Source organism: Chryseobacterium sp. SIMBA_028 (genome assembly GCF_046535285.1).
Lineage (GTDB): Bacteria > Bacteroidota > Bacteroidia > Flavobacteriales > Weeksellaceae > Chryseobacterium.
The window spans coordinates 217,562-239,045 of sequence record NZ_JAWRWZ010000008.1 but is presented as its reverse complement, the minus strand read 5'-3'; the positions used below and the strand labels follow the sequence as shown (position 1 = coordinate 239,045).

Sequence of the window (21,484 nt, the reverse complement as noted above, 5' to 3'; positions counted from 1 at the left end):
GAATTTTCTTTCAGATTAAGTGTATTCTAAACAAATGACTGCCTTTTTAAGCTCTTTGTCATAAAATAAAAACACTTGGTCTGCAGAATTTTGTTGAAAATCATAACCTTCCAAACATGCAATATAATCCATCAGGGTTCCGTCGGTTTTAAAGGGTTTTTCAATGAGGTTTCCACCTCCGAAATTGCATTCTTCTAGGGGGAGCACATTGGTATTAAGTTCTTCAAAAATACCGAAAAGCTTATTTTGCAAACGTTCCTCCGCATATTCTGAGTAACCATCTTTCTCCAGATCTTCAACCGTAAGCTTTCGTAAACGCTCTAAACGGCGAATGTCGTAGACCTCTAAACCCGGACGATTGAAATCTTTATCATAAAGCTTATTGTGTTTTTGGTAATATTCCTTTTTTAATTGATACATCACCTCATTCATATTGTATTCAATTTCCAAATCTGAATAATTGTTTCCATAATCTTCCGGAGTGATCTCGGTATGTGCTGAAAAATAATTCCAACCTGCATCAAATTTGTATTTGCCGTCAATAACATCAAAGCCAAACATATCGGCTTTGGTAAATTGTGTGTGATATTCCGGCTTATCTTCCCCGACACAACCGTCATAAATTTCCTTTACAGAAACAATATGCAGCCATTGATCTTCTGATGGATCAATCATCTTTAAATTAATTGAACAAATCGGAAGAAAATATTTTTTATGATTTTCAATGTCATCATAAAATACGGCTTCGTAAGCGGGGAATATTCTTATTAAATCTGTCATTCTATTTTCTTATTAATTTTAGCTTTTCTCCTTCTTTTGAAAGGGTAAAAGACATGACTTTTGATGGTTTGAATATTTGTGTAGGCGCGTCACAAAATTCAGATTTTCTAATACTATCGACTTCCATTTTTATCTGGTTGGCTTCCGTAAAATAATATCTGCCATGTACCTCTGTGAAGCAATCGTTTCCACATTGCCATGCGTCATAACTTTTGAATTTTTCTTCATCCAAAAAATTTACAGCATGAAAGTTGAAAATAATGGCAGTGTCTATTCTTTTGGATAGATCATAGATTTTCTCGCCATCTGGGGTCATAAGTCCGCCACTATCAACAATCCAGTTGGTATTTTTCAGATAATTCTGGAAATTTGTTTTTTTCCTTTCCAGATTTTTACAACTGAAGAGGATAATCAACAGGGCACTCAAAAACGGGAAGACAAAATTCTTTTTCATCATTGTGTTTTTTTATAAGTATTGAGCAACTACTCTATTTCCAATAATCAAATTTTGTATTTAATTTTTCAAAAGCAATTTCCTGCTTAATGAGTTTTTCAAATTCATCAAAGGTTAGCAGACCATTTCTTTTGAACTCACTACCATTATTTCTGTAGGTATATTCAAAAATATTGCGTTGGTGAACATTCTCCAGAATTTCAGTTTGTTCAGGTCTTAAATATTTACGGTGTGTCTTCAGCTGATTATCCAGATTTTGTTTGATTTTCTCTTCAGAATCCTCATAGAACATTGAATATTCATCTATTTCTGTTAAAGATTCCAAAAGCTGTCTAAAGATAAAGTCCTGAAGATTTTTTGCTACAATTTCAGCGTCTGAGTCGTGCCGAAAAAAGGTAATGGGAACTTCTCCATTCACCTGCCTATCCAATTGAAAAACATACATATCACCAGCACCATTGCTTGCAAAAGGAACCATTCGGTATTTGGGGTCGATGTCGTAGACCTCGTGATGAATAATTTCCCTGATTCCTTCACGAAAAGAGATGGGCTCCCAAATTTCGATATCGTTTCCAAATAAAAGCAAAGGAGGATTTTTCTTTAACGCAGAAAAAAGAACATCGGTATTCCAGCCTATATCGTCAATGATCATCCCGTCATCGTATAATTGTTTATACAGCTCAGGATAAGTAAAATTAAATTCCTTTTCTAAGTCTTGTAAAGTATTCATAGGCATGTTTTAAACCTGTTTTCTAAACATTTCTGGTATTTTCCCGGACGACTTATCATTAAATAATATTTTTAAAGTGATCAACTAATACTGGATTGATGATAGAAAAGCTTTGTTGTAATGCTTTCTGAAGGGCAATAGTAACCAGATATTTTTCCTGAATACGATCTAATTTTTGTAGAAGAAAACAAAACTGCAGCCATTCATCAAAATGAATATTCATTTTTTTTGTAACGAATTCATCTCCTACTCTTTCGTAATAAATAATGTTTTGCTCTGTATCAAATGTCCAATAATCCTCACCTGTGCTTGTTGCAAAAATCCATTCCTCTGTTTTTTCTCGATATAGATTTACTTTCAAAGCTTCTTCTACATTCAGCAGTTTTGATTCTATAGAAATAACCTGTGTCTCAAGAGTTGAAATCATATCCACGTACAAATCAGGCACCCACACCGGGAAATATTCAGCTGCCATGGTTGAATATTCTTGTTTGGAAAGTTGAGTTTTGAGTTTTTCAACAGGCAAAACTTCTATATCAAAATTATTGACCGTCTGATTTTCTTCTTTAATTTTTTCATAACAAACTCCACATACCACTTTAAAATCGCATATCTCTTCCCACTGCTCTCTTTCTATTTCAGATTGATTCATAAATTGCCAGCGCTCATGACAATCATTGCACCACGCATCGGGTTTCCTTTGGTCTTCAGCTTCTTCTTCATGGAAGCCTAAATTCTTTCCATCGGTCTTAAGATGTCCGCAAACCACTCCAAATGTTTGTAAATTATGGTTGGTACAATCAATTAATTTCATATTCATATAAAAATGGATATTTTTAAAGTAAAATACATTTGATTTCCGCTTTGTTGAATTTTGTTTTCAAATTAATCTGCAGAAAGTACTCTGTTTTTTATATGTATAAGCTATCCAATAGCTCTTTTACTTTCGTATTATCTTTATTATTAATGGCTAATGCGCTGTTTTTTTCTACAATCGGTTCTCCCGGTATACTGATGTAAAAAGCCATCTTTTCGACTTCATTGCCATATTTTTTCACCAGTTCATGCTTGGCCCTACACATTGCATCTGTAAATAACTGTAGATTTTTTTGACGTTCCGGAGCATAATCAAAACCTTGCTTAAATAATGGTGCAATATTATTCCAATAATGCTTCAAAAGCCTTTCAATAAAATGGCTTACACCATCTTTCACATCCCCCTCTCCTACACCCCAACACCATTCAGGAGCGTCCCATTCTTTATTTTTATGAAGTTTCTTTAAACTTTCTTTTGTAGAAACTACCGAATAAGCAGTTATACAATCATCATCCAATACCAAAGCAAAGGCATAAATATTTTGTTTTTTCTTGGTTAGAAGCTGATAGAGACAATTAAAATCATTGATTATCGAATAAGTAAGTGTTGATAAATTTTCTTCATGCCAATTTTCAACATTGGAAGAAAGGGAAGGAATTTTCTTATCTTCCGGAGACCAATATTGATTCCTACTACATACTCTTTCCAGATCATCTTTATCATCTTCACCTATTGTAAGCGAAAATTTGGAAGATAATAAACTTCTGATTTGTGCCAGTGTCTGATTTACTTTTTCGTTAACAATATAATCGCTGAGGGTCCTATCATGTTTCTGGATATCCTTTTCTTCTGCAAAATGACTTTTTATTTTGTCAAATGAAACGACAATCTGATCAAGCTCAACAATTATTTTTACAGCCTCTTCTTCACTAAGATTTATCTTATTATTGCTTTTACCCATAACTTAATATTTAATATTCTTCAATAAGAGCATTCCATTTCGTTAAAAAATAATTCTCAAAATTGGAGCACAATCTTGAAATCCTGCTTTTGAAGTCATCCCGTAGTTGTAAAGTTTCATAGAATTGGTATCTTATTTTACGTACCGAAATACGTATTATCATTTTCAAGTATTTAGATTTTTGCAAAAAAATTAAAGATTGGTTCGGCAATAAGCTTGGGATTCGTATCTGATATCTCATTGATCCTATCCTCGTACAATTCTATTTTTATTAATTTGACATCATCTGGTATTTTGTAGGCCTCATCTTTGGTATAGTTATATCCTTGTACATTAGCACTTTCTTTGCCTGGCTTTTTTTTAATCTCTACGTAATACCTCAGGGTCATGTAATTTCCATTTTGTTCTCCTTTTTCAAAACGAATTTTTCTTATCTGATGAATGGAATGTCCACTGGAACTGATATTTCCCTGTATACGAAATTTGAGTATTTCAGCATTTTTAGAAAGCATAAAAATCATAGGAGCCAGTCGCTCTGTAACTTCCGTACGAGTTGTAAAAGTATGTGTTGAATCTGTTCCAGGAATTTCTCTGGTAACTTTTTTGGGTTCAGTATAAATGGCAGAAATTTTCAATTTTTGCGCATCGGTTTTACAGCCGGACAATATTAAAAATGAAGTTAAAATCATGAGGTATTTCACCGCTTTACTTTTAAAAATATATGAGTTAAAAGTAACAAAAGATGCCAGATGAAAACATCCCTGAAAATGGTGGTTTTTCATCATTTTCAGGGATGTTCCTTTACCCCCATCATCATCATCAATTTATAGCATGACTATTTCTACTGTTACCCCTAAATTTTCTAATTCTTGAACACTTGCTTGTATCCATTTGTAAGGGCCCTTGTGGTATAAAATTCGGTTTTGTTTACTCATTTGAAGAGCTTCAGTCCCTGATAATTGGTATGCTTCCTTTAATAAAGAAACAATTTTCATTTTATTGGGACCTATATCTATGATGTATACTTCGGCTTCGCGCCAGTCTGACTCGTCACTCTTTTCGTTTTGCTCTTCTTGTGTACGATCCGGCATATCTAAAACATTTTGGCGCACTTCATCCCAAAACTCGTTGCCTGAAATTGTTAATTCTTTTAGAAAAGAATCAAGATAGTTTCTATCAAATCTATTTTCGAAAATCTTGTTCAGTATTTCTTGAAATTCATTGATACGATCTGTAACTTTTATAGGGGTCCATTTTCCCGCACCATGAAAGGCGAAATATACAGGGAAATTCTCCTGTGCATCATTAAAATCAACAAAAAAAGGATCTGCAAAATAGTTGCTGGCAATCACTAACCAACTTTCCTTGAAGTCTCCAGCCTTTTCTCCTATTAATTTTTCACTTACAACAGAACTAAAAGCATATCCCTCTTGGAACGCCAGAATATCTTCTACTTCGGGATAGTTTTCCGGCAGACATAAATTTTCAACTGAATACGTTTGATTCCAGAAATTCAGGAGCAATGGATATTGACTGACCTTTTGTATTAGTTGATTATTTTCTCTTTCAAATGACGCTTTTTGTTCTGTTGTTATTTCAGACATTCTATCATCTTCTTTATCAAAAGGAAATTTTTGCTGCATCCAATGCAGTAAATCACGATCCAATATTTTGAACTCTTTTTCCTGTAGTGTTCCATATGAGGTAAGATATACCTTTGTATCCCTATCATTCTTAGAAATTACAGCTAGCTGACCTCCAGAGTCGTCAGCTACCGGAATATAATCAGGCAAATATGTTTCGAACTCGTAAGTAGTAAAACGCTCGTTGACGGCTTCTTTATCTTGAAAAACATGTACTATGTCATACACTATTTCAGAATCAAATTTCTTCTGAAATGTTTTGATAAAGCGATGCCAGTGATTGGGTAGTTTCATAGATTTTCTAGTTCATTCCGTTTTTCGCATCTTTCAATATTTTTTCGGCTTTCAATCTTATCGCTTTGGGCAATAATTTGAAATTGGCATCTTTTTCTTCACGATATTGATCTTCTTCCTGAAATGGAATCCATCCGGTAATTTTTGATTTTGAAAGTGTTTTTTCACCCTTATTGGTATAGACAATGACTTTCAGGGGCTTGGCATCTAAACCGTCAGATTCTTCAAAATAAGTAAGATAAAACTCAGGAAAACCATCATTGTCTGCATCACCAATTTCACAGAAATTAACGAGATACTTAGGTTGTGCCAGACCTCCTGCAAAGTCTTTAAAGGTGATCTGCGGAATGAGCCCGCCATGATCTTCCAGAAAAATCCCGGCATGCAAATCTTTTGGACTTTCATCCAAATAAGCAGGTTTTTCAGATTTGCTTTCATTCAAAAACCAAATATAACTTCCATAATTAGGGACAAATGATTGTACAATCATCACCGGATTTCCTGGTAAGGGATTTCCAACATCTTCAATAATTTCATTGTATTTTTTATCTGAAGAAAAATATACTCCTGTTCTTATCTGGGCAAAAGATGACATACTTATAACACAAGCAACAACAGGCAATAGCTTTCTAAAAATCATGGTTGTAATATTTTATTTTTTTATTTGATTCTCTTTTGTATTCTTTTCCGGAGCATATAATTCACCCTGAATCGGGTTTAATCCATTCCAGTTTATTTCGTTTTTGTCAAGTGATTTAGGGTATATAGATTTCAATCTATTCAATTAACATCATATAAAAATAAAATGTGACTAAAGCTAATACAATAATTCCGGAAATTAGAAAGGAAAGGATATAATAAATTGCATTTTTTTGTTTTTTTCTTACAGAATTAATAACAAAAATAATGAACATATAGGAAAACCCCGCTCCTAAAAATAGGATCAAAGCAGTGAGAATCAATGCTCTTTCAAGGTGTAAATCTGCGGATGAAAGCATATTCAGATTAAATATTTAGTTGATAGATTTATGTAAATGATGGTAAGCATATTTATATGATCACTCTTTGTATTCTTGTCCGGAATAGATATCAATATAATAATAAATACTTTCCTGCGAACTAAGCTTGACATTCACCAAACCATCCGAATTAATGGATTTATAAGCTTTTGATCCAATATTTTTTTTGTTCTTGTTATCATAAAGCGTATACAAACCATTTTCTTCTTTTTGAAGAGCATAGATCTCTTTTTCTGTATCCAAAACTGAAATAGCATGGTATTCTGGCTTTATCTCCCAAGTATTTTTATCGCTACTCCACAGTCCCATGGTTCTCAGTTGTTTTTTGTCTTCAATTCGAATAAGATATAAATCATTCATGCCTTGATAAGAATTTATTTTTCCAAATTTCCAGTCTTTGTTAATGAATTGATCGGGCAAAATCATTTTTCTATCAGGCCATACCATATTTCCAAGCTGGTCCAAAACCTTAAAATTATATTTATCAATGGAGTCTGCAACATTTCCTTTGGTATCGATATAAAGCCAATCGAATGCCCAAACCTCATGATCATAATTAAAAACACCCAATAAAAAATAAGGTGAATTGGTTATAGAATATACCAAAGACGTTTTCTTAATGAAGTCAACTTGTGAAGCTGTTGCCTTTGTAATTTCTTTCGGAAATACCTTTTCGTACTGTGGAAAAGGATAAACATCATTGGTTTTATAATCTACTAAAAGTTTAGGAACTTCTGGTTCATAGCGTTCTTTATTAATTTCTTTCAGCGTTATAGTTTCCTTTCCAAATTGGATTGAAAGTGTTTGTGAGCCTTTCAGCCCGCTGTGAACTGTTTTTTTCTGACCCAGTTCATATATTGAAAAATCTGTATTTGAAGCTTTGATAAAACGTTTATTTTCTAACAGCTCAGCAATATTTTTTTCTATTTTATTTAAACGGTTTTTTTTAATTTCGTAAAGGTTTTCATTCCAAAAAACATGATTTTCATCTACTGAAACAAAGTTCAGATAATAATTATCATCCAGATAAGGAATGTCTTCACTAAGTAAGATTTGTTTGGTTTCTAAAACTCCAATTTCAATTTTATGATAGGTTTGTTCTTTTTTGACACCACTGCCCATGATATTCCAATCCCATTTCCAGGCAGGCATTTTCTTTTCGTATTCAATATCTTTTTTATAAAATGTAAGTCCGTTTACAACATCTAAATGAATCTCATCAGCTGAAAAATCCAGCACTATTTTACCATTTTCATCTATGACAGCATATTCATTTTTTTCATTTCCAACAGTTGCAAAACCTGTAGGAGTATATATTGATGCACTTTTGAATTTTTGAGTCGTGACAGGTTTCAAACTTGTTTTATCTACATAGATAAAATCATTTTGCTTGGTTAAAAAAGGAATACTATTTATGGTCTTTATTTTTGGAGAAATATCCTGTTTTTGTGTACAAGCCGTAGCGGATGTCAACATAAAAAGGAAACTAAATGCTATTATTTTCATGCTTTGAAATATTATTCATCATATTAGTCAATATTAAAGAGAATTGAAAAATAAGACAATCCCGATTATCGGCTATATTTTATGATAATAATTCTCAGAAATAAAATAGTTCAGAGTATCCAAACCTAACTTAAATCATAAAAACAAGACCTTTTCAATACAGCCTTTTTCCCTATTTTTACTTAACAATTTTATAGTTTAACATGAAAAAACTCTTATTAACGGGAATAGCTGTTTTCGGCGGACTTCTAACAGCCAATGCACAATGTAAAACGGTATCTACCCTTGTAGAAAATTTTGATACATGGAAGGATATTAACAAATGCTGGACAGCTCAGTCTGGAAAAGCAATGCTTTATGCTAATGATAAAAAAATCACTTTTTATTCAATGACCAGCCCGGGAGAAAATATGTATTTAGTGACTCCAAAAATTAAGGCAGGAAACTATACCCTTTCCCTTGATCTTTCTGATAACGGAGGAGAAACCACATTGGAGCTTTTCTCAATAAACAATCCTTCTGACACAAAATCATATGTTTCAATTGCTAAACCTTCAAAGATAACGGGGGAGAAAAAAGTAGTAAATATTTCTTTAAAGAAAGATTCGCATTTGGGACTGAAAGTTGTACTGAATGGGGTGCATCAGGCCGTTTACATGGATAATCTCTCTTTACATCCAAAGAAATAAGTCGTTTAAGATTATTTTTCAGGAAGCATATCCCCTAATCAAATATTGAAAAAAGTTCGATTCTCTTTGGCCTTATGCCTTATTAGAATCGAACTTTTTTTTCGCCTTTCGAAAGAAAATATAATTTAATCTTAAATTATTAAAGTATAAAATGAGATAAAAAATACCTCAGCCAGACGATAACCGGCAGGACTATTAATTTCCAAAATTCACAAAGTGAGGAATATCTGTTGTAAAGCTGTTCATTGGTAACATATTATTTCGGTTGCTGTTAAAGTCTAAAGCAGAATTATTGTCGAAAGGAACACGAGGATAATAGGTGAACGAAATTTGAATCCTGTTGAAAACCAGATACGGGTTGTTAATTAAAACACCAATTCCTATTTTTGTGTTTGTCTTTGTTTTAAACAGTTTATCATCCGGCATTCCTAACCATCCTGCTGCTGCCGTTAAGTATGGACTGAAATGGAAATTCTTCCAGGTTTTATTAATAAACAGCTGAAGCTGATATCTCAAAACCAACTTTTTAGTTCCGATATAGTCTGAATTGTAAACAGGAAACTCATCTGCAGAAGTAAGATTTATTCTGTCTTTATAGGAATAATTATGCTGTGGATTTCCTAATGCTAAAGTCGGAGAAAAGAAATGTCTTACTTTGGCAAATTTCCAATCCATAAGATTCGTAAAATAGGTTCCGTCCAGGCGAAAAGACTCACGATTTTGATTATCTTCATTAAAAAACCTTCCAAACTGCGCTTTTAAATTGAAATAACCCAGTTTTGTAAAATTACCATAAGAGGCAGAAATTCCTACGTAGGGATTTACTTCTTTAGTTCTTGATAAAGCTCCTGCGGTAAGATTCAATGAATTACCATAAGCAATATCCTCCGGCAGCTCGTATTGGAAAATATTCTTCTGCACCGAAAATTTTCTGTTGATAAATCCAATAGACATCAGAAAGCTGTTGTAGGAGCTAAAGTACTTATACTGGTCAATTCCCGGACTGTCTTTATATTGATAATTCTGAAATCTTCCTATCACAGCAATATTACTGGAGACTTTTTCATTAGAATCAGAAGAAATCGGAATTTGATAACCACCCCATAAATCCTGACTGTATACTTTAATTTGAACTTCAGGAAAATTAGTATCCGCAGTTTCTGTTGGGAGTAAAACATTTCGCTTAAAATACTCAAACGTAAAGCCACCTGCCCATTTCGTTAAGGGTGAAAAGAAGTCTCTTCTGGCACTAAAATTAATTCTTTCATTTCTTACAAAGTCCCGTTCGCCCAAAATCTGAGCATTGATATACGAGCCAAAAAGATTGTAGGTGGTATAGCTTCCTAAAAGATAGTCCTGTTTTTCCTTGGAATCATTTCTATAAAGAAAATCGAATGTATGTCCTAATCCCAATACATTTTCTTCAGTGACTCCTAAACCTATTTTGCTTCCGGAATAACTAATTCTGGGTTTTAAACTCCAGGAATCCAGAACTCTTACAACAATATCGATAGAATCTTTGCTGGAAGTACTGTCAGAAACACTGATATTAACTCTATTGATAAAAGGTGTTGCTCTCAGTAAACGTTCAGATTCATAGAGTTTCTGTGCATTATATTCTTCACCTTCCTTAAAAAGTAAATAATTATCAACTGTAGAGGCTCTCGTGGCAGCATGGAGATGATCTTTAATCCAATCGTACCATTTTAATCTTTCTTTTTCGTCTTTCGAGTCATATCCAAAAGGATCAATGGTTTCTACCCTGATGTTTCGGATGTACTTTTTATTATAAGTCTCCTGCAGCATTTTTTCAGTTCTGGATTTAACAGAGGTAGAATCAGCCTCCCTTCGGAATATCAAGCGATGGATGAATTTGGTAACTTTTCTTTTATCCGAAAATTCTTCTATTTTGTAATAAAGAGAGTCTTTTTTTTCCTGCGCATTTAAAAAGAAAAAACCATTTAAAAAGAAAATTAAAAATATAGCCGACTTGTTCATCAATAATCAAAAATTCAATAAAGTTTACAGCATCAATTTATAAGCCAACAGATACTACTATCCCGAGCTTCTTCATGCAAAAGGCAAGATATTCATTATTATTTAAAATATTTCATTCCTAAGCTATTTTTTATCCCGATCAGAATACATCTTCTTTGAAAAAATTTGATAAAGCAGCTATTGCGTTTTCATTTTATCCTTACAGTCAGCACATTATAATAAAACACCTCAAAACATTCCTTAAAACAGGTATTTTAAAATAAGATTTCCGAACTTTGCTTAGAATTTTGAATACATAGACCCTGCAATTAATGGAAGAATTTGAATTACCCGTAACTTATAAAGGCAAAGAACTAACATTTAATGTACGATTGGCAACCTTTTCTCACGGTTACAAGTTCTACGTTGATGTTGATGGCTGTGAAGTAGTTTTCGAGCGTGATGATGAGGGTAATCTGCGGGCAATGGTACCGGAAGCATCTTCCAACCCTCCTGTGGAAAAAGAGCTTGTTGCTGCTATTATCAATGTATTTAGTGATCTTTAGATTTTTGAATCATCCTGTGCTTAGCTGCTCACTTCTACTCTATAGGCCTTAAGACTTTTACCTCTGTGCCTTTTGAAAAACTTATTGATGTGGCTTTCATCGGCAAATCCAAATTCATCAGCAATTTCATGTACCCTTTTATCGCTGAAACGCAATCTGTGTTCTATCAACCGGATTTTGTATGAAGAGATATATTGCTGTATAGATTCATTGCATTGCTTACGAAAGTAACTTCCAAGATAGGTTGGAGATAATCCAAATTCGTTGGCTATAGTTTCTATTTTCAGAAGCTTAGGTTCTCTAATATATTCCTGAATATAATCCAGTATCTGCAAAATACGGATATCTGCACCAGAGGAAATATTCTCTGGTTTAATCACGGCAATATTTCTTGCAGCAAGTACAAGCACCGCATTTACCAAATGACGGATCAGATCTTCATTATAAACTGACTGATGCTCTATAGCCTGCTGCAGGTTTTGCATCAGTAAACCTGTCATTTTCTTGTCATCATTATTGATCAATACTGAACCTGACAAATGGGAAGCGTAGTATAAAAGACATTCTATGTGATCTATGCTTTTCCATTGATATTCCCGAATATAGTTTTCTCCAAATCGAACCACCAGAAATTCACAAATTCCGTCCAGGTCAAACCCGTGATAATCATTGGGCGTAATCAGAAACAAATCCCCGGCAGAATAAGCAATTTTATTCCCATTGACCAAATGAACTCCGTTACCTGAAATAACATACACCAATTCAAAAAAATTGAACAGTCTGTCACGCAACGGGCACTCCTCTACTTTTTCATAGAATACTTCAAGGGACTGATGGATATTTTCTCTTGCCATAGATGCAAAGATACCCAAACAAGCTTTAAATGTACCTGTTTTTTATCTTTTTTACGGTCTATTTTTGCATAAACAAATTAAATATCAATATGAAAGCAATCGTGCTGGAAAAATTTGGAGGTGTTGAAAACCTTATCTATAGGGATATAGAAATACCAGAGATAAAGCAAAACGAAGTTCTTGTTAAAGTAAAGGCCATTAGTATTAACCCTGTAGATGTCAAGGTTCGTAGTCGGCTGGCTCCGTTAGCAGAAGATCTGCTAATGAACAATCCCTTGATTTTGGGTTGGGATATTTCGGGAGAAGTAATCAAAACAGGAAGTGAAACCACTGCATTTAACATTGGTGATGAGGTATTTGGGATGATTAATTTTGTGGGACATGGCAGAGCGTATGCAGAATATGTTGCCGCCCCTGTCGAACATCTGGCCCTGAAACCGGAAAACATATCCCATGTTGAAGCTGCCGCCAGCACTCTGGCAGCATTAACGGCCTGGCAGGCTTTTGATCGTTATGGTAAGCTAAGGCCGACAGATAAAGTCCTCATCCATGCTGCATCAGGAGGTGTAGGACATTTTGCAGTACAAATAGCAAAACATATTGGCGCACATGTAGTCGCGACCGGTTCTGCAGGAAACAAAGACTTTGTATTGGGACTAGGAGCAGACGAATTTATTGATTATCGAAATGTTTGCTTTGAGGAAGCTTTGCATGATATTGATTTTGTATTGGAAGCCGTTGGAGGTGCCAATTTTCAAAAATCGGTACAGGTGCTGAAGCCATTCGGTACTATTGTCACATTGCCCTCGGGATATACAAAAGAGGATGAACTAAAGGCTCAGGAAAAACAACTTCACGCATGCTATTTTATGTCTGTTTATTCCAGTGGACAAGATATGCAGCATATTGCTTCTTTATTGCAAAATGGAATATTGAAACCTCATGTATCCCATGTATTTGGATTTGATGAGATGGCTGAAGCACATTTGCAGGTTGAAACAAATCGTACCATCGGCAAAGTGGTTGTAAAACTATGATCATTATAGACATTTCACACAGAATTATTCAACCCTATTTGTATCAAACCACATGAAAAAAATTGTTGTCATCAACGGGCATCCGAACAAAGAGAGCTTTAATACTGTAATTGCAGATTCCTATATCAATTCGGCGACCAATGCCGGTTCAGAGGTACGATATATTGCCATTGGAGAACTTGATTTTAACCCTAACCTACAGTTTGGCTATCAACAAAGAATGGAACTGGAGCCTGATCTTGTAAAGGCGCTGGAAGACATTCAATGGAGTGAGCATCAGGTATGGATCCATCCTATATGGTGGCTTGGCATGCCCGCTATAATGAAAGGTTTCTTTGACAGGGCCTTTCTTCCGGGAATAGCATTTAAAAGTAATAAAAAAGGAACAAGTGAGGGATTGTTAAACAGCAAATCAGGAAGAATCATTACTACTGCCGGAGATCTATCCATAGCTGTGTATGAAGAGGAATACAGATCAAGCGGACTTATTCAACTACAAAAAGGTATTCTGGAATACTGTGGAGTATCTTCCATTACGAATCATTTTATAGGTCCTCTTTATGAACTTAGTGAAAATGACAGGAAAGGCTGGCTTGACAAAACAAAAGATTGGGCTGTTTTAGATTCCCTATAAAAGCAAAAAGGCCCTATTCATGTAGTACTCAATAGAATGAATTAAAAAAATTCCCTTACTTTTGCAAAAAAATTATAATCGTGAAAAAATTACTATTATTAGCTGTACCTTTTACAGTATTCTTATCATGCAGCTCTGATTCCGAGGATACCACTCCTGTAAAAGCAAAGAAAATAATTGAAGTTAAGCAGGACAATCAGCCATTTTATAAATTTACCTACAACAGTAAGGGAGCTATTGAACAAATTACAAATTACAACAATGGAGTTCCTGCCAATATCACCGTGGTAGAATATACCAATGATTTGGAAACAAAAAGAAGGGTCTATAACTCACAATATACTTTATTTAACTATCAGACCTATACTTATACAGGTAAATTTATTTCTGAAAGATCAATTTTTTCAGTCAACCAGTCAACAGGTCAGGAAATCCTAACCCAGGTTACCCGCTACACAAATGATGCAACAAAGTCTTCCAATAACTTAACCGCAGTACAATACTATGACGGAACAGGAAATTTGAAATGGCAGCAGGAAATTTCCTATACGGATAAAAATGGAAGCAGTATAACAAATGTTTACAGTGATTCAGGAGTAAAGACCAATGTTTCTACCACGGTTAAAGACAATTCGATTGCGTGGGATAAAGTATTAGATCCATTTGTTTATCAACACGATCATAATACAACATCTTCAGACAATAAAAACCTTGTAGACGGATCGACAACGGGATATACTGTAGAGTTTACGTATGATAAGGATAATTATCCTTTAACAGCTAAGTATGTTCATTCAAATGGGTTAAAGTATACGTATACATTTACTTGGGAATAAGTGAAATCCTATTTATCTAAAAATATAAAAGGAGGCCATTAAGGTCTCCTTTTCTTATATTCTAATGGAAATGGCCATTAATTAAGTTCAATAAAGAGTTCTTCATGAGACCTTCTTATCTTCTTAAGTTTTGCCCACCAATCATTGTCTTCATCTTTATATCCCAGCGCCATCATTACTGTACTTCTTACCCCTTGTTGCGGGAGATTAAGCAATTCATCCACTCCTTTATTATCAAAACCCTCCAAAGGCGTTGCATCAATTTTCAAATGAGCAGCAGCCAACAATCCGAATCCTAATGCAATATAAGTTTGCTGCGATGCATTCACAAAATGATCTTCTTTTGTTTTTTTATCCAGCATTTCCAATAAATTCAGACGATAATCATCTGTGGCTGTAGATGGCAAATTTCTTTCCTTATTGCTGAATTCAAAGAAAGCATCCACTCTTTCCGCCGTATATTCGTCCCATGCAGCAAAAACCAGTATATGTGAAGCCTGTACAATCTGCTGCTGCTGCCATGCAATGGGCTGTAGCTTTTCCCTTAGTTCTTTGTTTGTAATTACAAAAACCTTGAAAGGCTGTAAACCAGAACTTGATGGCGCCAGGCGAATAGCGTTCAATATTTGTTCAATTTTATCTTTTTCAATTATTCTTCCGTTGTAACTTTTTGTAGCAGATCGCCAGTTCAAAGCTTCTTCTAGTGACATCATTTTATTATTTTACTTATTCTGTTATGTATTTGAAGATAGTCTCTTATCTGTAGACCTACTTCCCTATTTTACACGGCAAAGTTACTTTGTTTATGGTTGCAATCTATCACTTGTTACCTTTCAGTAACCAGTTACCCAGCGGTAACCAGGTGTTTTTATTGTTGTATTAACTTAAATCAATTCCGTATTTTTGAAGCTTTATTTTTTGAAATATGAAAAAGGAAAAAATCGAAATCGATCCGGAATGTAAAAACCATATCCGCGGGGTAAGAGACACCATCTATTTACTTGATGGAAAATGGAAAACCATCATCATCAGTCATTTATATTATACGGGAAAGCTCCGCTTTATGGATCTCAAAAGACAGGTTGAGGGCATTGCTTCAAAAACGCTATCCAAAGAACTGAAGATTCTTGAAATGAACAATCTGGTCAAGCGAACCCAAAACAACACCATGCCCGTCTCTGTAGATTATGAACTGACTGATTTTGGAAAAAGTCTTCACAGCATTATAGATACCATGGGTGAATGGGGAATAAAATACAGAAAGCAGCTGTTGCAAAAAGAATAAAAGTTTTCCAATAACATTGCTGAAAAGTTCAATGATTATTCAAAAACCACATAATTTACTTTATCTACTCCTGTATTGCCTGTTTTCTCATGGTAAGCATATAGTATAAGTTCATAATTTCCTGCAGTATTGATGATATGACTTCCTTCAAATAAATTGGTGGAAACCAATGACAGGTCAATGTTCTTTACAAATTTTCCATCTTTCTTAAGGATTCCTTTCACTTCAATTTCATCAGAATTCCAAACTCCGCCTTTTTCTATAACACATCCACACATCATAACGATATTCGCCTGAAATAGAAAAGGCTTATCCTTAATGGTTTTCAATCCAATATACTGGTGAGTTCTGGGTTTTAGAATATCAATAATATATCCAGGGATTTCGAGAGTGATTCCTTCACCTAAAATATTCTTTCCCGGAATCAGCCACAACTCTGTGCTTACCACCGCTTGTGCTTGTTTACTGTTCAGTGGAGAAATAACTTCTATGTTAACAAATGTGGGTTCATCTATGTCAATGGTCGCCAGGAATCCTCCTGTTTGATCATCAATAATTGAATTTCCCCTTACTTTAGGCGTTTTCATAATCAGATCTGTGTTTCCTGTTGTTCCTGTTGTATTTCCTTCTGCTAAAATCTGTTGATTGAGTTTGTTTCGGACAATGATGTGAGCCCCTCCTAATGAACTTCCAATAAATTTTGCGTCTTTTGCTTTTGCCCTTATCATTACCTTGGTTTCAGTAGCAGAAATCATAAGATTGGAAAAAAACAATGTGGTGATGAGAATAAGTGTTTTCATGAGTGTATTGATTTTAAGTATTCTTGTTTAAATCGATGATGGAAAGAATCAGTTTTTAACTTCTGATCTATAGTATCCAGGTAAGGAAAAATGGATATATCATCTGATAGTAATTTTAAAATAGCTTTTTCACAACTCTCCCAGACGAGTTCCAATTGAGGAAGCATTGCTATTGCCTTGGGAGACAATGAAACAATCTGTTTCCGTTTATCTTTTTTATCTTTTTTAATCACCAGATAGCCTTTTTCTGTCATTTTTTTTACGATTACTACTACAGACGGATGTGAATATCCCAATGGTTCAGCAATATCAGTAATAGAAATCTCTGTCCTTTTTTGTAACAACATAAAAACAAGATACCAATTGGGCTCTACATCTATCCCAAACTCCTTGTAGAATTTTCTGACATCATGTGACATCCTGTCACTGATTCTTTTTAGCCTGCTATCCAAAGCCTTATATCCTAAATCCTTAATAAAATCAAAATCCATTTAACATTATTTGATGTAAATATATTAATTATACAGCTAACTATATAGTTAACTATATAATTTAAAATAAACTAATAAATAAAGGCTTCTTTATACTTTCCTCTCTCAAATTTTCTTCTTATTTAAAACCCTTTCTATACTCCCCCGGCGTAACCCCTCTATATTTTTTAAAAATTTTTGAAAGATGACTCTCATCACTGAACTGAAGTTCGTAGGCTATTTCACTCAATCGTATACTGCTGTATTGTAAATAAGTTTCCACAAGCTTCAGTCGGTAATCCAATAAGTAATCCTGATAAGAAACTCCGGTTTGCTGCTTAAAGTATTCTCCAAAATAATTCCCGGAAATACCAAAATGATCAGCAATGGACTGAATTCCTGTCTTTTCTCTATCTTTTATGTGCTGCTGAATATAAGTGATGATCTTCATGATAGAGAACGCCTTTTTGTTTTCCTGCAAATCTGAAGTCTCACTTTGAATAATATTTCTGGCAATAAGGTTAAGCAAAATAGAAATACTGTTACGGATAATCAAATAATCTTCTGCATTATTCTTAAACTCTCTTGCAATTTGTAAAATAAGAGCTTCAGCAAAGTTTTCATCATTTTTATTTCGAAATACACATCCGGCTCGGGCATGGTAATTATTGCTTATATATTGCAGTTTATAGAGGTTTTCACAACTTTCAATACGATCTGCTTCCAGACGTATTTTATCAATAAACTCAATGGGACATTCAATACTAATTAACACTGCATTTTCGCTTTCAAAATGATAAGATTCCTGTTGTGGAATAATAAAAAGCTTTCCCTCTGTAAAATCAATACTGCGTTCATCATACATCAAACTCCCTTTTCCTTTTACGACATACACAAATGAAAGAAAAGATTTAGTTTTCAGAATGACCTCTTCACTCTTAAGCTTTATTTCTCTCACTTTAATACTTTCTAGATGTAGTCCTTTCATTTACGCACTATATTTTCCTCTAAAAGTACAATTTTAACAGAACATCAAGAGGTTATTTTTGCATAAAAAATTATGAATACATATCCGAAACGATGGCAAGCGCTCAATTTTCTGATAGCAGGAGCTTTCCTTTCACCATTAGATTACTTTATTGTCAATATGGCTTTACCTTCCATAAAAAATGCTTTAAAAGCCAGTGACCATCAGTTACAGATGGTAATTGCCATCTATGGGCTTACCTATGCTGCCCTTGTTGTTTGTGGAGGACGGCTGGGTGACCTCTATGGGCGGAAAAGAATCTTCATACTAGGCTTGTACACTTTTTTATTTTCATCCCTGGCCTGTGCCTTTTCCCCTACCGTAACCTGGCTAATTATTGCACGGTTATTTCAGGGAGTTGGGGCATCATTGCTGGCTCCTCAGGTTTTAGCTTCTATAAAAGTACTATTCAGTAGTAAGGAACAGCCCAAGGCAGTAAACCTTTTCAGCTGCGTATTTGGATTAGCCTCTGTGATTGGCCAGCTGGCTGGGGGGCTGCTTCTCAGTATGCATTGGGGAAACTTTTCCTGGGAAATGGTATTTCTTGTGAATGTACCTATTACGGTTATCTGTATTGCTGGAATCCATTTTACCATGGATAATCATCATAAGGAAATCAATTCCGGAATTGACTTTAGAGGTTCATTATTATTAATTTTTGCCTTACTCATGCTTATATGTCCTCTTATTTTCGGGCAGAAATATCATTGGGCCTGGTGGATATTCTGTATTCTGCTTGCAGGTACCCTTCTATTGGTTGGATTCATAAAATATGAAACCTATTTAATGAAAAAAACGAGACCGGTACTTATAGACCCAACACTTTTACAGCATAAGCCTTTCGCATTAAGCCTTCTCATCATCTTTTTTTACAATTTTACGGCGGGTTTATTTATTTGTTATCCTTACTATCTCCAGCAGTTTTTACACCAAGATTCTATGCAGACTGGGCTTGCTATTGTTCCTTATGGAATTGCATTTTTCCTGGGACCTTTTATGGTTTCAAAACTAAAACTGACCCCTCATAAGATAACCTACATTGGACTGGGGCTATTAATGGCAGGATTTATCTTCAGTGCATTGGCTTTCTACTTTCAGCAAAAGCCTTCTTTTATCACCAATATTACCTTATTTATGACAGGATTAGGACATGGAACCATTATGCCTGTTATTATGCAGACAGCTATTTCCCTTATCACTAAAGATAAAGCCGGACAGGCTTCAGGTCTCATAAGTATTGGGATACAGATAGGTAGTGTAACCGGAGGAGCTGTTATTGGGACCTTATTCTTTAATATGATAAAAATAATAGGTTTTCATGAAGCGTTCTCTTTGGCTATTGCAATGATTGGAGGTTTCCAGATGATCGGAATATGGGGTAATATCAAATTAAGAAAATACATTCACCAGCTTTAATATAAAAGACTTTATTTAAAATTAAAAAAATTATACATTTAAATCTATGAACAACCCAGAAAAAATTACCAAGGAAATAATTGAATTCCATAAGAATATTGAAAAATGGTTTCAAGGGAAAACTGAGAATCAGGAAGCTCTTTACCTACAACTACTTTCCGGATTTTCTCCAGAATTCACAATGATCAACGGAGATGGAAATCCTGTTACCTTATCTCTGTTTTCAGATTGGCTTCCAACCGTTTTTGGAAAATTTCCGGAACGTATAGTGCAAGTTGAAAATATAGAAATACACCACTCTGACCATCACGGACTGGCAACATACGTCGAAACTCAGACTACGGAGGGAATTACAAACAAAAGAAAATCATCCGCAGTATTTCTTATTAACGAAGAGAAAGCGCTGTGGTTCCACCTGATAGAAAATTGGATATAAAAATAGAAACAGTCTGTTTTCAGAAGACTAATGATTTTGAAAATAGACTGTTTCTTCTTCATGAAAAAATAGTTACTTATTTACTCCTAAATACTTTCATTTGTCCCGCCATAATGGCCAATAATATTCCAAAGCAGGCAAAAAGACCGTAGGAATATCTTAGATCAAACCATTCAGCAATGTATCCAATTAACGGTGGCCCCATTAAAAATCCGAGGAACGAAATACTGGACACAAAGGACAAGGCAATACTTGGTGCTACTTTACTCACCTTTCCTACCGTACTGTAAACTGACGGTACACTTAAGGAACTGCCAAGACCAATAATCATGAAAGCGATAATGCAGATCCATAACTCTGGAAAGAAAACACTGAGAAAAAGACCGCCGCTCATCAGAATACCACAACATTGAAGAACAATTTTCTTTCCATACCTTTCAATCACGCGGTTTCCTATAAAACGACCCAGAGTCATCATTAAGATAAAGCTTGTATATCCAAGAATAACCAGCTTTTCCGGTGCCTTTACAATGGTCTGAAAATATACCCCACTCCAGTCAAACATAGCCCCTTCAATAGCCATACTCAAAAACCCAATGATTCCTAATCCTACCAATGTAGGATTAACAAATTTTAAAATTGACTGCCTTTGAGGTTCTACTTTATGAATGATATTCGTTAAATGTCCTTTACTGTAAAACCAAATGGAAAATACAAGAACGAAAGTAAGTACAAAATGATAGAATGTACTTACATTCAAGTTAATCATCAATAAGCCAACCACCGCTCCTATTAACCCGGCAAAGCACCATGCCCCATGATAGGATGACAGCAATGTTCTTTTTGTGATCGATTCTATTTCAATCGCCTGTGTATTGATGGCTATATTGCACATATTTCCGGTAACTCCAAAGAAGAACAGTACCGCCGCCAAAGCCCAATAAGAAGGAGCAAGCCCGATCAATAAAAGAAAAGCAGGATATAATAAAAAGCAGCTTTTAATAATCTGGCTGCTTCCGTATTTACTGATTAGTTTTCCTGCCAAAACCATTGTAGAAAGCTGTCCTATCGGCATCAAAAGCAAAAGAGTTCCCAATTCGGCCTCATTAATGGAAAGAGCATTTTTAATAATGGGAATCCGGCTCGCCCAGGAAGAAAAAACAAGTCCGTGGGCAAAGAAAAGTAAAAAGCAGGCCGTCGGCATTCTCGTAGCAGAGGTTTCTCTATCGTGCATTATAACTAATTTTGATTAA

At 34.7% G+C, this 21,484-nt stretch carries 24 protein-coding genes; 8 read left to right on the top strand and 16 right to left on the bottom strand.

Annotated elements, in window-relative coordinates; all coding sequences use genetic code 11:
• Window positions 1-15 precede the first annotated feature (15 nt).
• The 9 genes from SCA31_RS12835 to SCA31_RS12795 form a co-directional block, all read right to left on the bottom strand.
• Window positions 16-780: a hypothetical protein gene (locus SCA31_RS12835; RefSeq protein ID WP_410697394.1), complete on the bottom strand. Its 765-nt coding sequence runs from the start codon at window positions 778-780 to the stop codon at window positions 16-18.
• A gap of 1 nt (window position 781) precedes the next feature.
• Window positions 782-1,234, bottom strand: a complete 453-nt coding sequence (locus SCA31_RS12830) for a hypothetical protein (protein ID WP_410697393.1) — start codon at window positions 1,232-1,234, stop codon at window positions 782-784.
• Between the two features lie 34 nt (window positions 1,235-1,268).
• Window positions 1,269-1,964, bottom strand: a complete 696-nt coding sequence (locus SCA31_RS12825; protein ID WP_410697392.1) for an SMI1/KNR4 family protein — start codon at window positions 1,962-1,964, stop codon at window positions 1,269-1,271.
• 58 nt (window positions 1,965-2,022) lie between these two features.
• On the bottom strand, window positions 2,023-2,784 hold the full coding sequence (locus SCA31_RS12820; RefSeq protein ID WP_410697391.1) for a hypothetical protein: 762 nt from the start codon (window positions 2,782-2,784) through the stop codon (window positions 2,023-2,025).
• 91 nt (window positions 2,785-2,875) lie between these two features.
• Window positions 2,876-3,742 carry a hypothetical protein gene (locus SCA31_RS12815; protein ID WP_410697390.1) on the bottom strand — a complete coding sequence of 289 codons (867 nt, stop codon included), beginning with the start codon at window positions 3,740-3,742 and terminating at the stop codon, window positions 2,876-2,878.
• A gap of 173 nt (window positions 3,743-3,915) precedes the next feature.
• A complete protein-coding gene (locus tag SCA31_RS12810) occupies window positions 3,916-4,377 on the bottom strand; it encodes a hypothetical protein (RefSeq protein ID WP_410697389.1) in 462 nt (153 codons plus the stop codon).
• A gap of 189 nt (window positions 4,378-4,566) precedes the next feature.
• Window positions 4,567-5,679 (bottom strand): hypothetical protein, encoded by a 1,113-nt coding sequence (locus SCA31_RS12805; protein WP_410697388.1) that lies wholly within the window; start codon window positions 5,677-5,679, stop codon window positions 4,567-4,569.
• Between the two features lie 7 nt (window positions 5,680-5,686).
• Window positions 5,687-6,319, bottom strand: coding sequence for a hypothetical protein (locus SCA31_RS12800; RefSeq protein ID WP_410697387.1), 633 nt, complete (start codon window positions 6,317-6,319; stop codon window positions 5,687-5,689).
• Between the two features lie 418 nt (window positions 6,320-6,737).
• Window positions 6,738-8,204 carry a hypothetical protein gene (locus tag SCA31_RS12795; protein ID WP_410697386.1) on the bottom strand — a complete coding sequence of 489 codons (1,467 nt, stop codon included), beginning with the start codon at window positions 8,202-8,204 and terminating at the stop codon, window positions 6,738-6,740.
• Between the two features lie 203 nt (window positions 8,205-8,407).
• Between SCA31_RS12795 and SCA31_RS12790 the strand changes: the two genes are divergently transcribed.
• Complete coding sequence (locus SCA31_RS12790; protein WP_410697385.1) at window positions 8,408-8,893, top strand: hypothetical protein; 486 nt, start codon at window positions 8,408-8,410, stop codon at window positions 8,891-8,893.
• Between the two features lie 195 nt (window positions 8,894-9,088).
• On the opposite strand, the gene SCA31_RS12785 is transcribed toward SCA31_RS12790, so the two are convergent.
• A complete protein-coding gene (locus SCA31_RS12785) occupies window positions 9,089-10,891 on the bottom strand; it encodes a POTRA domain-containing protein (protein WP_410697384.1) in 1,803 nt (600 codons plus the stop codon).
• A 371-nt stretch (window positions 10,892-11,262) separates the two neighbouring features.
• Here SCA31_RS12785 and SCA31_RS12780 point away from each other — a divergent pair, with 371 nt between their 5' ends.
• Window positions 11,263-11,436, top strand: coding sequence for a hypothetical protein (locus tag SCA31_RS12780; RefSeq protein ID WP_410697383.1), 174 nt, complete (start codon window positions 11,263-11,265; stop codon window positions 11,434-11,436).
• Between the two features lie 20 nt (window positions 11,437-11,456).
• On the opposite strand, the gene SCA31_RS12775 is transcribed toward SCA31_RS12780, so the two are convergent.
• Window positions 11,457-12,290, bottom strand: coding sequence for an AraC family transcriptional regulator (locus tag SCA31_RS12775; protein WP_410697382.1), 834 nt, complete (start codon window positions 12,288-12,290; stop codon window positions 11,457-11,459).
• Between the two features lie 89 nt (window positions 12,291-12,379).
• Between SCA31_RS12775 and SCA31_RS12770 the strand changes: the two genes are divergently transcribed.
• The 3 genes from SCA31_RS12770 to SCA31_RS12760 all read left to right on the top strand — a co-directional run bounded on the left by SCA31_RS12770 (window position 12,380) and on the right by SCA31_RS12760 (window position 14,797).
• Window positions 12,380-13,327 (top strand): NADP-dependent oxidoreductase, encoded by a 948-nt coding sequence (locus SCA31_RS12770; protein WP_410697381.1) that lies wholly within the window; start codon window positions 12,380-12,382, stop codon window positions 13,325-13,327.
• Window positions 13,328-13,379: 52 nt separating this feature from the next.
• The gene (locus SCA31_RS12765; protein ID WP_410697380.1) at window positions 13,380-13,961 is read left to right on the top strand and encodes an NAD(P)H-dependent oxidoreductase; all 582 of its coding nucleotides are present in this window, start codon (window positions 13,380-13,382) and stop codon (window positions 13,959-13,961) included.
• A gap of 80 nt (window positions 13,962-14,041) precedes the next feature.
• Window positions 14,042-14,797 carry a hypothetical protein gene (locus SCA31_RS12760; RefSeq protein ID WP_410697379.1) on the top strand — a complete coding sequence of 252 codons (756 nt, stop codon included), beginning with the start codon at window positions 14,042-14,044 and terminating at the stop codon, window positions 14,795-14,797.
• 77 nt (window positions 14,798-14,874) lie between these two features.
• On the opposite strand, the gene SCA31_RS12755 is transcribed toward SCA31_RS12760, so the two are convergent.
• Complete coding sequence (locus tag SCA31_RS12755) at window positions 14,875-15,510, bottom strand: NAD(P)H-dependent oxidoreductase (RefSeq protein ID WP_410697378.1); 636 nt, start codon at window positions 15,508-15,510, stop codon at window positions 14,875-14,877.
• Between the two features lie 212 nt (window positions 15,511-15,722).
• Here SCA31_RS12755 and SCA31_RS12750 point away from each other — a divergent pair, with 212 nt between their 5' ends.
• A complete protein-coding gene (locus SCA31_RS12750; protein WP_410697377.1) occupies window positions 15,723-16,082 on the top strand; it encodes a winged helix-turn-helix transcriptional regulator in 360 nt (119 codons plus the stop codon).
• Between the two features lie 35 nt (window positions 16,083-16,117).
• On the opposite strand, the gene SCA31_RS12745 is transcribed toward SCA31_RS12750, so the two are convergent.
• The 3 genes from SCA31_RS12745 to SCA31_RS12735 all read right to left on the bottom strand — a co-directional run bounded on the left by SCA31_RS12745 (window position 16,118) and on the right by SCA31_RS12735 (window position 18,340).
• On the bottom strand, window positions 16,118-16,882 hold the full coding sequence (locus SCA31_RS12745; protein WP_410697376.1) for a hypothetical protein: 765 nt from the start codon (window positions 16,880-16,882) through the stop codon (window positions 16,118-16,120).
• Entirely contained in the window at window positions 16,879-17,373 is a 495-nt protein-coding gene (locus SCA31_RS12740; RefSeq protein WP_410697375.1) for a MarR family winged helix-turn-helix transcriptional regulator, read from the bottom strand. The genes SCA31_RS12745 and SCA31_RS12740 overlap by 4 nt, the downstream gene beginning before the upstream one ends.
• Window positions 17,374-17,491: 118 nt before the next feature.
• A complete protein-coding gene (locus SCA31_RS12735) occupies window positions 17,492-18,340 on the bottom strand; it encodes a helix-turn-helix domain-containing protein (RefSeq protein WP_410697374.1) in 849 nt (282 codons plus the stop codon).
• A 72-nt stretch (window positions 18,341-18,412) separates the two neighbouring features.
• On the opposite strand from SCA31_RS12735, the gene SCA31_RS12730 reads away from it, so the two are divergent.
• Entirely contained in the window at window positions 18,413-19,795 is a 1,383-nt protein-coding gene (locus tag SCA31_RS12730; protein ID WP_410697373.1) for an MFS transporter, read from the top strand.
• A 46-nt stretch (window positions 19,796-19,841) separates the two neighbouring features.
• Window positions 19,842-20,231 carry a hypothetical protein gene (locus SCA31_RS12725; RefSeq protein ID WP_410697372.1) on the top strand — a complete coding sequence of 130 codons (390 nt, stop codon included), beginning with the start codon at window positions 19,842-19,844 and terminating at the stop codon, window positions 20,229-20,231.
• Window positions 20,232-20,307: 76 nt separating this feature from the next.
• Here the strand turns inward: SCA31_RS12725 and SCA31_RS12720 are convergent, their stop codons facing one another.
• Window positions 20,308-21,465 (bottom strand): MFS transporter, encoded by a 1,158-nt coding sequence (locus SCA31_RS12720; protein ID WP_410697371.1) that lies wholly within the window; start codon window positions 21,463-21,465, stop codon window positions 20,308-20,310.
• Between the last annotated feature and the right edge of the window lie 19 nt (window positions 21,466-21,484).